The 12,274-nt window shown below is 62.5% G+C and carries 13 protein-coding genes; 3 read left to right on the forward strand and 10 right to left on the reverse strand.

What is annotated here, in order from left to right:
* Positions 1-104: 104 nt before the first annotated feature.
* The 3 genes from ACPPVP_RS32775 to ACPPVP_RS32785 are packed head-to-tail and all read right to left on the reverse strand — an operon-like array spanning position 105 to position 2,678.
* A complete protein-coding gene (locus tag ACPPVP_RS32775; RefSeq protein ID WP_426527723.1) occupies positions 105-647 on the reverse strand; it encodes a tripartite tricarboxylate transporter TctB family protein in 543 nt (180 codons plus the stop codon).
* Between the two features lie 55 nt (positions 648-702).
* On the reverse strand, positions 703-1,806 hold the full coding sequence (mtnA, locus tag ACPPVP_RS32780) for an S-methyl-5-thioribose-1-phosphate isomerase (protein WP_426527724.1): 1,104 nt from the start codon (positions 1,804-1,806) through the stop codon (positions 703-705).
* The gene (locus ACPPVP_RS32785) at positions 1,803-2,678 is read right to left on the reverse strand and encodes an S-methyl-5'-thioadenosine phosphorylase (RefSeq protein WP_426527725.1); all 876 of its coding nucleotides are present in this window, start codon (positions 2,676-2,678) and stop codon (positions 1,803-1,805) included. Before ACPPVP_RS32785 ends, mtnA begins: the two co-directional genes overlap by 4 nt.
* 91 nt (positions 2,679-2,769) lie before the next feature.
* Here ACPPVP_RS32785 and ACPPVP_RS32790 point away from each other — a divergent pair, with 91 nt between their 5' ends.
* Positions 2,770-3,420, forward strand: a complete 651-nt coding sequence (locus ACPPVP_RS32790) for a class II aldolase/adducin family protein (protein WP_426527726.1) — start codon at positions 2,770-2,772, stop codon at positions 3,418-3,420.
* Positions 3,421-3,428: 8 nt separating this feature from the next.
* Here ACPPVP_RS32790 and ACPPVP_RS32795 read toward each other — a convergent pair whose 3' ends face one another.
* The gene (locus ACPPVP_RS32795; protein WP_426538188.1) at positions 3,429-4,406 is read right to left on the reverse strand and encodes a tripartite tricarboxylate transporter substrate binding protein; all 978 of its coding nucleotides are present in this window, start codon (positions 4,404-4,406) and stop codon (positions 3,429-3,431) included.
* Between the two features lie 252 nt (positions 4,407-4,658).
* Between ACPPVP_RS32795 and ACPPVP_RS32800 the strand changes: the two genes are divergently transcribed.
* Positions 4,659-5,051 carry a hypothetical protein gene (locus ACPPVP_RS32800; RefSeq protein WP_426527727.1) on the forward strand — a complete coding sequence of 131 codons (393 nt, stop codon included), beginning with the start codon at positions 4,659-4,661 and terminating at the stop codon, positions 5,049-5,051.
* 46 nt (positions 5,052-5,097) lie between these two features.
* Entirely contained in the window at positions 5,098-5,427 is a 330-nt protein-coding gene (locus ACPPVP_RS32805) for a hypothetical protein (protein ID WP_426527728.1), read from the forward strand.
* A gap of 28 nt (positions 5,428-5,455) precedes the next feature.
* Here the strand turns inward: ACPPVP_RS32805 and ACPPVP_RS32810 are convergent, their stop codons facing one another.
* From ACPPVP_RS32810 to ACPPVP_RS32835, 6 genes are all read right to left on the reverse strand, one after another.
* Positions 5,456-6,253 carry an enoyl-CoA hydratase/isomerase family protein gene (locus tag ACPPVP_RS32810; RefSeq protein WP_426527729.1) on the reverse strand — a complete coding sequence of 266 codons (798 nt, stop codon included), beginning with the start codon at positions 6,251-6,253 and terminating at the stop codon, positions 5,456-5,458.
* Positions 6,254-6,289: 36 nt separating this feature from the next.
* Complete coding sequence (locus tag ACPPVP_RS32815) at positions 6,290-7,489, reverse strand: pyridoxal-phosphate-dependent aminotransferase family protein (RefSeq protein ID WP_426527730.1); 1,200 nt, start codon at positions 7,487-7,489, stop codon at positions 6,290-6,292.
* A gap of 204 nt (positions 7,490-7,693) precedes the next feature.
* Positions 7,694-9,205, reverse strand: coding sequence for a tripartite tricarboxylate transporter permease (locus ACPPVP_RS32820; protein ID WP_426527731.1), 1,512 nt, complete (start codon positions 9,203-9,205; stop codon positions 7,694-7,696).
* Positions 9,206-9,215: 10 nt separating this feature from the next.
* The gene (locus tag ACPPVP_RS32825) at positions 9,216-9,758 is read right to left on the reverse strand and encodes a tripartite tricarboxylate transporter TctB family protein (protein ID WP_426527732.1); all 543 of its coding nucleotides are present in this window, start codon (positions 9,756-9,758) and stop codon (positions 9,216-9,218) included.
* Positions 9,759-9,821: 63 nt separating this feature from the next.
* Positions 9,822-10,805 (reverse strand): tripartite tricarboxylate transporter substrate binding protein, encoded by a 984-nt coding sequence (locus ACPPVP_RS32830; protein ID WP_426527733.1) that lies wholly within the window; start codon positions 10,803-10,805, stop codon positions 9,822-9,824.
* Positions 10,806-10,952: 147 nt separating this feature from the next.
* Positions 10,953-12,155, reverse strand: coding sequence for a pyridoxal-phosphate-dependent aminotransferase family protein (locus ACPPVP_RS32835; protein WP_426527734.1), 1,203 nt, complete (start codon positions 12,153-12,155; stop codon positions 10,953-10,955).
* Between the last annotated feature and the right edge of the window lie 119 nt (positions 12,156-12,274).

The raw sequence follows: 12,274 nt of genomic DNA on the forward strand, positions 1-12,274 counted from the left end.
GTCATTGCGAGCGAAGCGAAGCAATCCATGGCGCGGCAAAGCTAGAATGGATTGCTTCGTCGCTTCGCTCCTCGCAAATGACGGATAGAGTCATGCCGGATCCGTCAGCGGCCGAACGCCGCTTCGAGCGGGCCCTTTGGCATGATGACGTCAAAGGCGATGTCGAAGGTCACGAACATCACGGCGGTAAATACGAAGGCGGTGAGCAGCGACTTCCACCACGCGATCTTGCCGACCATGCGCATGAAACCGGCGATCAGGAGAAAGCTTGCGACATAGAGCCCGAGGAACTGCATCGCGAGGCAGAACAGCAGCGTCGGCACGAACACCGCCATCACGCGGCGAAGCTGCGCCCGCGTCACGAAAACTTCGGAAGCCTCCCTGCGCGACAGGAATGCGGCGATCAGGCCATAGAGGCTGGCGCCACCGAGGATGACCGAGAGATAGAACGGAAAGTATCCGGCCTGCGGGCCGGTCGATTCCCAGCCGGCTCCCGTTCGCCAGTTGTCCCATCCGAGGGTCAGCGCGAGTGCTAGCAGCAGAAGCGAAACGACCACGTCAGCTACGCGAACGCTGGTCACCGCAGGCGAATCCGCCTCCGGAGCGGTCGGGTCTTCGACGACGATTTCGATATCGGTATTGGACATGAAAGCTTCCGATAGCAGCGATCCGAGAGGGGATACGACGCTGGTATGCCAGACGTCAATGTCCGGCGCTACGCTCCGGGAATGCGCTCGCAAGTGCAGCACGCTCGGGGCGGAGCAGGCCGCGCTCGGTGATCAGTCCCGTCACCAGCCGCGCCGGCGTGACGTCGAAGGCGTAGTTGGCTACGGGCGAGCCCTCGGGAACCACCCGCACGGTTTCGACGCGGCCGTCAGCGGTGCGGCCGGTCATGGTCGCCACCTCTGCGGCGCTGCGCTGCTCGATCGGAATCTGCCTGATGCCATCATCAATACTAAAGTCGATGGTGGGCGATGGCAGCGCAACATAGAACGGCACGCCATTGTCGTGGGCGGCGAGCGCCTTCAGATAGGTCCCGATCTTGTTGCAGACATCGCCGTTGGCGGTCACCCGGTCGGCGCCGACGATCGCGAGATCGACCATCCGGTGCTGCATCAGATGGCCGCCGGTGTTGTCGGGGATCACGGTGTGCGGCACGCCGTGTTGGCCAAGCTCCCAGGCGGTGAGCGAAGCGCCCTGATTTCGCGGCCGGGTCTCGTCGACCCAGACATGAACTTTCAGGCCGCGATCATGCGCCAGATAAATCGGCGCCGTCGCGGTGCCCCAGTCGACTGTCGCAAGCCAGCCGGCGTTGCAATGGGTCAGGACATTGACCGGCTCGCCGGGCCGCTTCGTCGCCGCGATCTGTTCGATCAGCGCCAGGCCATGCCGGCCGATCTCTTCGTTGATCGCGACGTCCTCCTCGGCGATCTCGGCGGCACGGGCATAGGCGATCGGCACCCGCTCCGAGGGCGCCGCCGGCTTGAGCACGCGCTTCATTTCGTCGAGCGCCCATTTCAGATTGATGGCGGTCGGCCGCGTCGCGATCAGAGATTCGTAGGCGCGCTCGATGCCGGCGTCGGAACGATCGTCCCGCACCGCCAGCGCCATGCCGTAAGCGGCGGTGGCGCCGATCAGGGGCGCTCCGCGCACCAGCATGCTGCGGATCGCGTCCGCTGCCGCGTCGGCGGTCTCCAGGCGCGCGATCACGAACTCATGCGGCAACCGCCGCTGGTCGATCGCCCCCACCGACCAGCCGTCTTGCGCCAACCAGATACTGCGGAAGTGCCGGCCGTCGACCTTCATGACCGCAACACCCGCCCGGCGACGGCGTCGAGCTTCTTCAGTAATTGCGGATCGCGCGCCTCTGGCGCCGTAATCAAGGCGGTGTCGAGCGCCTTGTCCGATCCAACGGGACACGGCTCATGCTCGCGCGGAAAATCCCTCGCGAGGCGCGCAACGAGCGCCTTGGCCTTGCCGGCATTCGAGTTCAGCACGCGGATGATATCCTGCACGGTGACGGCATCGTGATCGGGATGCCAGCAATCGAAATCGGTGACCATCGCCACGCTGGCGTAGCAGATCTCGGCTTCGCGGGCGAGTTTCGCTTCGGGCATGTTGGTCATGCCGATCACCGAAAAACCCTGCGCCTTGTAGGTCAGGCTCTCGGCAAGCGTCGAGAATTGCGGGCCCTCCATGCAGACATAGGTGCCGCCCTGCACCGCCGCGATACCCTCGGCCTTGGCGGCGGCCGCCAGATGCACAAGCAGCCGCGGCGATACCGGATGCGCCATCGAGACATGGGCCACGCAGCCCCGGCCGAAAAACGAACTCTCGCGCTTGTAGGTGCGGTCGATGAACTGGTCGACCAGCACGAAGGTTCCGGGCGCTAGGTCCTCCCGGAACGAACCGCAGGCCGAGAGCGAAACCAGGTCGGTGACCCCAGCCCGTTTCAGCACGTCGATGTTAGCGCGGTAATTGATGTCGGAGGGCGACAGCACGTGTCCCTTGCCGTGCCGCGGCAGAAACACGATCGGCAAGCCTGCGATGACACCGCGCGTCAGGGCCGCGGACGGCTCGCCCCACGGGCTCTTGATCGCCTCCTCGCGGACGTCCTCGAGCCCCGGCAGATCGTAGATGCCGGATCCGCCGATGATGCCAAGCACGGCACGCGTCATGACTTCTCCCAATCAGGATTTCACTCGAGATGTTCGACTATACTGCGGCGCAATAATCAAGCATTGTCGCGCGGTTGCAAGAGGTCTCAAAATGCCGACCATGAAGGACCGGGAAAAACGCCAGTCGATCATCGATGCCTGCCGCAGCATGAATGCGCTCGGCATCAACCAGGGGACGTCGGGGAATATCAGCCTGCGCCACGGCGAGGGCCTGCTGATCACGCCGACCAGCACGCCTTATGAGGCGATGCGCCCCGAGCAGATCGTGTTCATGGGCATGGACGGCTCGCACGATGCCGCCCAGCGGCCGTCGAGCGAGTGGCGATTTCACCTCGACATCCTGAGAGCCCGGCCCGAAATCAATGCGGTGGTCCATGCCCACCCGACCTATTCGACGATCCTCGCCATCATGGGCCTGGAAATTCCACCGATCCACTACATGATCGCGTGCGCCGGCGGCGACACCATCCGCGTCGCGCCCTATGCGACCTTCGGCACGCAGGAACTTTCGGAGCACGCCGTGCGCGCGCTGGAAGGCCGGCTGGCGTGCCTGCTGGAACACCATGGCATGATTGCGGTCAGCGCATCGCTTTCGAAGGCGATGTGGCTCGCCGTCGAGGTCGAAGCGCTGGCCCGGCAATATCACGGCTGCCTGCAGATCGGGACACCGCGGCTGCTGCCGAAGGCCGAGATCGAAAACGTGCTCGGCAGGATCGCTGGATACGGTCCCGCCGACAAGTAACGATCAGTCTATTTCGCCACGAAGCCCGCTTCGTTCATCAGCAACGAGTTCAGCTTGTCATCCTCTTCAAGGAATTTCAGCATGTCCTTGCCGGTGAGGAAGATCGGCTTCAGCGCCTGCTTCTCCATGTAATCCTTGTACTCCGCCGTCTGCGTCACCTTCTGGAACAGCTCGACGTAGAACGCCTGCTGCTCCGGCGTCACCTTGCCGGGCAGGAACATCGCGCGCAGCATCAGATACTGGACGTCGAGCCCTTCCTCCTTGCAGGTCGGGATGTCGTTCCAGGATTGTGTTTCAGTGACCTTGGTCTTGTAGGAGATGCGCTCCTTGTCGAACACGCAGAGCGCACGAACCTGACCGGCCCGCCAGACCTCGAGATTCTCGGATGGATTATTGACGTTGGCTTCGGTGTGCTTGCCGACGAGTTGCGTCGCGGCCTCGCCGCCCGACTTGTACGGCAGATAGGAGAATTTCGCGCCAGTCTTCTGCTCCATGAACACGGTCAACACGTGGTCCTCGCGCTTGGAGCCGGTGCCGCCCATCTTGAACGGCGAGCTTGCGGCCTTGGCGGCGGCGACGAATTCCTTCACCGTCTTCGGTCCCTCGGTATTGTCCCACAGCACGAATTGATCCATCGCAACGACCGATACCGGCGTCAGCTCACGCCAGTTGAAGGGGATCTTCGCCGACAGCGGCAGCATGTAGATCAGCGAATAGGCGATCAGCACCTTGTTGGCGTCGCCGTCGCTGGACTTCATGTACATCAGCGCCTCGGCACCCGACGCCCCGCCCTTCAGCGACACAACCATTGGCTGCTTCATCAGGTTGTTCTTCTGAATGGCCGCCTGCATCATCCGCGCCATCTGGTCGGACGCACCGCCCGCACCGGCCGCAACCACGATTTCGACCGGCTTGGTCGGCTCCCACGCGGCGAGCGCCGGGGTGGTTGCAATCATGGCCGTCAAGGCGGCCGCGGCTTTCAGCATATGTCCCACGTGTTTCTTCCCTATGTGTCTTGTAAGGCTTGGATAAAACCAGATCAGGTTGCTTCATTTTGCGGGCGATACAGCTCCAGTTCAAGCTGCGCCGCAACCCAAGGTCTATGACTTTCGCACTAGATAGCACCGTTGCGAAATTGAGCAAAAGAAGCGCGACTTCGAGTCGCCGGCTTTTCGGTTGCTTGCCTGCGGGTGCCCCCCTTTAATACACGCGTGTGGCAACGAGGAGGAGAAAACGGAATGAGAGCGCTTTTGATGGCCGTCGCAATGGGCACGGCGGTGATGCTCGCCGGCTGTGGGAGAGATCCAGGGCCGAAAGGGGAAACCGGCGCTCAAGGCCCCGCCGGTCCGCAGGGCGCGCAAGGCCTGCAGGGCATTGCCGGGCCACAGGGGCAGCAAGGGGCACAGGGGCAGCAGGGTCCTCAGGGGCCGCAAGGACCGCAGGGTGCGCCCGGTGCAAAGGGCGATCCGGGGGCGGCTGGAACCATCGTCAGGTCGGTCCAGAGCGATGGACCGGTCAGTTGCGAAGCAAGCGAAATCCTGGTGTCGGTATTTTGTCCCTCTGGCGGCGCAGCCGACGGCGCAAAGTGCGGTACAAGCCCGACCATCGGCCTTTGTCTCAAGAAGCCGTAGCCGCCATACCGCTTCGCGGCCAGAGATGACGGCGCCTGGAGGCGGCATGAAAGCGTTCGCGATTGGTTTGGTGCTGATTTGTCTGTCCACCATCGCGGACGCCGGTTCGTCAATTATCGGCGCCGGCTCTCAAACCTGTACGGCGTGGACCAATCGAAAAAAGAACGCGATTGTCAAAGGAAGCTTTGAATCCTGGCTGGTCGGATTCATCAGCGGTCTGAACATCAGCGGCGAGCGGGACATCGTAGGCGGCGGCGATTTTGATGCGATCATCAGTTGGATGGATCAACGCTGCCTGGCTGCTCCTTCGGAGCGTATAGGCATCGCAGCCCTCGATCTGGGTATGGAGTTGGCAAGGAAAGCTGCTAGGCCATAGCGGGCGGCAAGCGTTGGCTGGCCCGGCTCTACTTGCCCTTCCAGTTCGGCGTGCGCTTGTTGAGGAACGCGTCCATTCCCTCGCGGAAATCCTCGCTCATATAGGCGCGCAGGATCAGGTCCCGGCCCTCCTCGCGCGACAGCGTACGACGGAGGCGGAGCACCGCTTCCTTGGCGGTTTCCATCGTGATCGGCGCATGGCCGGCAACAAGCTTGGCGGTTTCGTCGGCGCGGCGTTGCAGCGCCGGAACGTCGGGCACCACCTCGTTGAGCAGACCGAGCGACAGCGCCTCGGGCGCCTCGATCAGCCGCGCCGTAAAGATCAGATCCTTGGTCCGTGCCGGTCCGACCAGCGCAACGACCCGGCTGATATTCGACATCGACAGGCAATTGCCGAGCGTGCGCGCGATCGGAAAGCCTATCCGCGTCGCCGCCGTACCGATCCTGATATCGCAGCAGGCAGCGATTCCCGCGCCGCCGCCGGTGCAGGCACCGGCGATCGCCGCAATCGTCGGCACCCTGACCTTCTCCAAGGTCCCCAATACGCGATCGATCCGCTCTTCATATTCGAGCGCGTCTTCCGCGGTCTTGAAGGCCCGGAACTGCGAGATATCGGTGCCCGATGCGAATGCCTTGTCGCCCGTGCCGGTCAGGATCATCACCTTGATCGAGCGGTCCTTGTTGACGTCCTCGCAGATAACAGCCATCCGCTCGTACATGGCAAAGGTCAGCGCGTTACGCGCCTGCGGACGGTTGAACGTCAGCCGGGCGATGCCGTCCTCGACGGAATAGATCAGGTCTTCGGTCGCAGCTACCGGTGCGTTCATCGCAGCTCTCTCTGTTTTTGTTTCGGTCAAACGATCTCAGGCCACGGCGGCCTTCGGCATCGATACGACGTCGCGTCCCTTGAGCACTTCCATCGCCGCCAGCACACCGCCGCCGCGATGCGGCACCTTGGCGAGATCGAGACCCATCTCGACGCCCGACAGCGTGCCCATCAGCATCAGATCATTGAAGTGGCCGATGTGGCCGATCCGGAAGACCTTGCCCTTGATCTTGTTCAGACCGGTGCCGAGCGACATGTCGAAATTTTCCAGCACGACTTTTCGGAAATTGTCGGCGTCATGGCCTTCGGGCATCACCACGCCGGTCAGCGCGGGCGAATGGGCGCCCTGCTCCTGGCACTGCGTTTCCAGGCCCCACACCTTGGCGGCCGCGCGCGTCGCGGCGCTATGGCGCTTGTGGCGGGCGAAGACGTTCTCCAGCCCTTCTTCCTCGAGCATCTTGACCGCCTCGCGCAAGCCGAACAGCAGGTTCGTTGCCGGCGTGTAGGGCCAGGTGCCCGCCTTGTTGATCGCGATGACTTCCTCCCAGTCCCAGTAGGAGCGCATGGCAGGATTCGCTTTCGCAACCGCCAGCGCCTTTTCCGAGATGGCGTTGAAGCCGAGTCCCGGCGGCAGCATCAGGCCCTTCTGCGATCCGGCCACCGACACGTCGATGCCCCAGGCATCGTGCTCATATTCCAGCGATCCGAGGCCGGAGATGGTGTCGACCATCAGCAGCGCGGGATGATTGACGCGGTCGAGAATTTTACGGACGTCCTGCGGATGGGTGACGCAGCCGGTCGACGTCTCGTTATGGACTACGCACACGGCCTTGATCTTGTGCGCCTTGTCGGCCGACAGCCGCGCCTCGATCTGCTCGAGGTCGGCGCCATGGCGCCAGTCGCCGGGCAGGAAATCAATTTCGAGCTTGAACTTCTCGGCGATACCGCGCCACAGCACGGCAAACTGCCCGGTCTCCGCCATCAGAACCTTGTCGCCGGGCTGCAGCGTATTGACGAGGGCCGCCTCCCAGGCGCCCGTGCCGGACGACGGGTAGATGATCACCGGCTGCTTGGTGCGAAACACCCGCTGCATCGCGGCCAACACGGCGTGGCCGATCTCGGCGAATTCCGGACCCCGGTGGTCCATGGTCGGCATGTCCATTGCGCGCAGCACCCGGTCCGGCACGTTGGTCGGTCCCGGAATCTGCAGAAAATGCCTTCCAGTATGCACGGTCATGGGCGTCCTTCCCGGTCTTGTCTTGGCGTTTCGAGCCGCTCGAATACCACTATTCGGCGGCCTTGTCCCCCTCCGGGCGGGGGCTGTCAATGCATTAGAAGCAGGGCTTCGCCATGGGAAGCGCCGCTGACGTGAGGTTGGCCATGAACAGGTATCGCCGACGAAAGCCCGTCCGTCTCGACCGTCTTGAACCGGCGCCGCGAACTATGCCGGCGCCGGCCGCATGAGCTTTCCAGCGCCGCTGATCACCTTGTCGATGACAGGCCAGAACAGCAGCACGATCGCCAGCGTGGTGATCGAACCGACCAAGCCATTCGACCAGAACACCTTGAGGTCGCCGCCGGAGCCGATCATCGAGAGGCGGAACGCATCCTCGGCGCGATTGCCGAGCACCAGCGCCAGCGTGAACGGCGCCAGGGGAATGCCGATCTTCTTGAAGACATAGCCGACCACGCCAAAGCCCAGCATGAGCCAGATGTCGAACATCGCGTTCTGGATCGCATAGGCGCCGATCGCGCAGGACACCACGATCATCGGCGCCACGGCTGCAAACGGCACCCGCAGGATCGAGGCAAAGATCGGCACCGTCGTCAGAACAAGCACGAGGCCGACGACATTGCCGAGATACATCGAGGCGATCAGCCCCCAGACAAAATCCTTGTGCTCGACGAACAGCAACGGACCCGGGTTGAGGCCCCACACCATCAAGCCACCGAGCAGGATCGCGGCGGTGCCGGAGCCGGGGATGCCGAGCGCCAGCATCGGCAGCAGCGCCGCGGTGCCGGAGGCGTGCGCCGCGGTCTCGGGCGCGAACACGCCCTCGATACGGCCCTTGCCAAAGCTGTCCGGATCCTTGGAGAAGCGTTTGGCGAGGTTGTAGCCCATGAAGGAAGCGGCAATCGCGCCGCCCGGGGTGATGCCAAGCCAGCAGCCGATGAAGGAGGAGCGAAACAGCGTCGCCCAGTATTTCGGTAAATCTTTCCAGACCGACAGCACCACGCGCAAGGAAATGCCGGCGGCGTGGCCGCGCAGTGCGAGGCGCTCCTCCATGGTGAGGAGGATTTCGCTGATGCCGAACAGGCCGATCACGGCGACCAGGAAGTTGATGCCGCGCAGCAGTTCCGACGAGCCGAACGTCATGCGCAACTGGCCGGACACGGTGTCCATGCCGATGCCGGCGAGAAGCAGGCCGAGCGACATCGAAATGACCGTCTTGTGCTTGGCTTCGCGGCCGAGGCCGACAAAGGAGCAGAAGGTGAGCAGATAGACCGAAAAGAATTCCGGCGGCCCGAATTTCAGCGCGAACGACGAGATCATCGGCGCCAGGAAGGTGATCAGCAGCACCGCGACCAGCGAGCCGATGAACGACGAAGTGAAAGCGGCAGTCAGCGCTTCGGCGGCCCTGCCCTGCTGCGCCATCGGATAACCGTCAAAGGTGGTCGCCACCGACCAGGCCTCGCCGGGGATGTTGAACAGGATCGAGGTGATGGCGCCGCCGAACAGCGCACCCCAGTAGATGCAGGACAGCATCACGATCGCCGAGGTCGGATCCATCGTGAAGGTCAGCGGCAGCAGGATCGCAACGCCGTTGGGGCCGCCGAGGCCTGGCAGCACGCCGACGAAAATGCCGAGCACCAGACCAAGGATCATCAAGGTGATGATCTTCCAGGTCATGAGAACGGCGAAGCCGTGCAACAGCAATCCGAATGCTTCCATGACAGGGCTCCTAGCGGCCGAGCGCCGCTTCGAGCGGACCCTTTGGCATGATGACGTCGAAAGCGATGTCGAATGTCACGAACATCACGGCGGTGAACACGAATGCGGTGAGTAACGACTTCCACCACGCGATCTTGCCGATCATCCGCATGAATCCGGAGATCAGCAGGAAACTTGCGACATAGAGCCCGAGGAATTGCGTCGCGAGACAGAACAGGACGGTCGGCACGAACACGGCCGATACGCGGCGGAGCTGCGCCTGCGTGACGAAGGTCTCTCGCGCCTCCTTGCGCGAGAGGAATGCGGCCGCGAGGCCGTAGAGACTCGCGCCGGCAAGGATGACGGAGAGGTAGAACGGGAAATAGCCGGGTTGCGGGCCGGTTGCCTCCCAGCCTGCGCCGGTTCGCCAGTTGTCGTAGCCGAGTGTCAGCGCCAGCGACAGCAGGAGAAGGTTAACGACGACGTCGGCGGCGCGATTGCTGGTGACGGCCGGCGAATCCGCATCAGGCGCAGTCGGATCATCGACGACAATTTCAATATCAGTGTTGGACATGATCTCTCGAGGCTGATTTCGTGGTCTGTCTTCGACGGCAGGACAAGACGGCAGCGTGAACGCTTACGGCGCCGCGAATCCTGCTTCCGTCATCAGCGACTTGTTCAGCGCGTCATCTTCTTCGAGGAATTTGAGCATCTCCTGCCCCTTGAGGAAGATCGGCTTCAGCGCCTGCTTTTCCATGTAGTCCCGGTACTCGGGCGTCTGGGAAATCTTTTGAAACAGGTCGACATAGAATGCCTGCTGCTCCTGGCTGACCTTTCCCGGCAGGAACATCGCGCGCAGCATCAGATACTGCACATCGAGACCTTCCTCCTTGCAGGTCGGAATATCGTTCCACGACTGCGTTTCGGTCACCTTGGTGGTGTAGGAAATTCGCTCCTTGTCGAATACGCAGAGCGCGCGGACCTGGCCGGCGCGCCAGACTTCGAGATTTTCGCTTGGATTATTGACGTTCGCTTCGGTGTGGTTGCCGACCAGCTGGGTTGCGGCCTCACCGCCGGATTTGTATGGTAGGTAGGAAAATTTGGCGCCGGTCTTCTTTTCCATGAATATCGTGAGCACATGGTCCTCACGTTTGGAGCCCGTCCCGCCCATCTTGAACGGAGAAGCGGAGGCCTTCGCGGCAGCGATGAAGTCCTTGAGCGACTTTGGACCTGCCGCATTGTCCCACAGGACGAACTGATCCATCGCCACGACGGCCACCGGCGTGAGGTCGCGCCAATTGAAGGGAATTTTCGCCGACAGCGGCAGCATGTAGATCAGCGAATAGGCGATCAGCACCTTGTTGGCATCGCCATCGCTGGATTTCATGTACATGAGCGCTTCGGCGCCGGATGCCCCACCCTTCAAGGACACCACGACCGGCGCCTTCATCAAGCCGTTCTTCTGGATCGCCGCCTGCATCATGCGGGCCATCTGATCCGAGGCACCGCCCGCGCCCGCCGCAACCACGATCTCGACTGGCTTCGTCGGCTCCCATGCCAGCGCCGGCGCTGCGCCCGCGGCCAGTAGCAATCCAACGACGACGCCCGTTACCTTGCGCATATTTCCTCACTCCCACTATCTGTCGACGCTTGCGCCTGATGTTTTTGATTGCTCCGCAGGCTTCGCCGACAAAACACAGCGGCCAACGGAATTCGCAACACGATAGCCCCCCTCAACGGACCAACTAAATCCGGTCCGCCGACTGCGTCACCCGCCCACCACTTTGAGAGGCGTGGGATTGTTGGTTTCCGTTCGGCCTTCGAGGTAGCTCATCGCTGCCGCCACGCCGCCTGCCCGATGCGGTACGCCTGCGACCGACAACCCCATCTCTACGCCGGTCAACGCACCAAGCAGCGTGAGCTCGTTGCATTCGCCGAGATGACCGATGCGGAAAACCTTGCCCGCGACTTTCGACAGGCCAGCGCCGAGCGACATGTTGTAGTTGTCGAGCACGATTTGGCGGAATTGATCGGCGTCGTGCCCCGGCGGCATCAGCACGGCGGTCAGTACCGGCGAATGCTCCTGGGGATTTTGACACAGCACCTCCAGCCCCCAATGATTGACTGCCGCTCGCGTCGCTGCGGCGAGCCGCTGGTGACGCGCGAACACATTGTCGAGCCCCTCCTCCAGCAGCATCGCGATCGCCTCACGCAACCCGTAGAGCAGGTTTGTCGCCGGCGTATACGGGAAGAAGCCCTTCGCGTTCGGCTTCAGCATTTCTTCCCAGTCGAAATAGGAGCGCGGCATCCGGTTGGTTGTGGCGGCGGCGCGGGCCTTCTCCGAGATCGCATTGAAGCCGAGGCCGGGCGGCAGCATGAAACCCTTTTGCGAGCAACTGACGCTGACATCGACCTTCCATTCGTCATGCCGGTAGTCGACCGACCCAAGCGAGGAGATGGTGTCGACCATCAACAAAGCCGGATGTCCGGTCCGGTCGATCGCGGCGCGGATATCGGCGATACGGCTGGTGGCGCCGGTCGAGGTTTCGTTATGGACGACCATCACCGCCTTGATCGCGTGTACGAGATCCTCTGCAAGCCTGGCCTCGATCTGCGCGGGGTCGGCTCCGCGACGCCAATCGCCGGCAACGAAATCGACTTCGATCCCAAAGCGGGCTGCCATCTGGCGCCACAGGGTCGCAAAGTGGCCGGTCTCCACCATCAGGACCTTGTCGCCAGGCGAAAGCGTATTGACGATCGCGGCCTCCCAGGCGCCCGTCCCTGACGACGGGAAGATCACCACCGGTCCTGCGGTCTGGAAAATCCGCTGGCTACCCTCCAGCACCGCCCGCCCAAGCTCGGCGAACTGAGCGCTGCGGTGATCGATCACGGGCATGTCCATGGCGCGGAGAACCCGGTCCGGGACCGGGCTCGGTCCCGGAATCTGAAGAAAATGCCGTCCTTGCCGCATCACAATCTCCCAAAAAGCGCCTTGAGGGTTATTTTGCATTCATTTTTTGTCTTTTCAACCTAATTTTGGTATTCGATTTAGATCGTCGACGCCGTAGATTCCTCAAACTACTGTTATGC

This window comes from Bradyrhizobium sp. McL0615 (genome assembly GCF_049993905.1).
Lineage (GTDB): Bacteria > Pseudomonadota > Alphaproteobacteria > Rhizobiales > Xanthobacteraceae > Bradyrhizobium.